The organism is Aeromicrobium phragmitis (genome assembly GCF_003674095.1).
GTDB classification, from domain to species: Bacteria; Actinomycetota; Actinomycetes; order Propionibacteriales; family Nocardioidaceae; genus Aeromicrobium; species Aeromicrobium phragmitis.
The window spans coordinates 1-307 of record NZ_RDBF01000267.1 but is presented as its reverse complement, the minus strand read 5'-3'; the positions used below and the strand labels follow the sequence as shown (position 1 = coordinate 307).

At 72.0% G+C, this 307-nt stretch carries 1 protein-coding gene; it reads left to right on the top strand.

The annotated features are described in order from the left end of the window. Positions 1-307 (top strand): hypothetical protein (locus D9V41_RS18150; RefSeq protein WP_208006949.1); only part of this gene is annotated, 307 nt, incomplete at both ends.

Here is a 307-nt window from a genome sequence, read left to right as displayed (position 1 = left end):
CGCACGCGCTGCGGCAGCATCTCAGCCTCGCCATCGCGGTCGTCGCCGAGGAGCAAGCACCTTTGATCCCGCCCGAGCCGCTGATGACCGGCATGGCGCTCGGTTTCGGCATGTTGGTGATCGTGGTGGACGCCTTCGCGCGGTCCCGCCGGTTCGCGCTGTGGGGCGTCGGCGCCGTGTACGCGACGGGGCTCGGGATCGCGTCACTCATCGTCGGTGCGAACCCGCCGCTCCTGGCGTTCGTCGTCGCTGCAGCGGGCTGGCTCGCCATCGTCGCGGCGCGCTCGTCCGTCCCGTCCACGTCCCG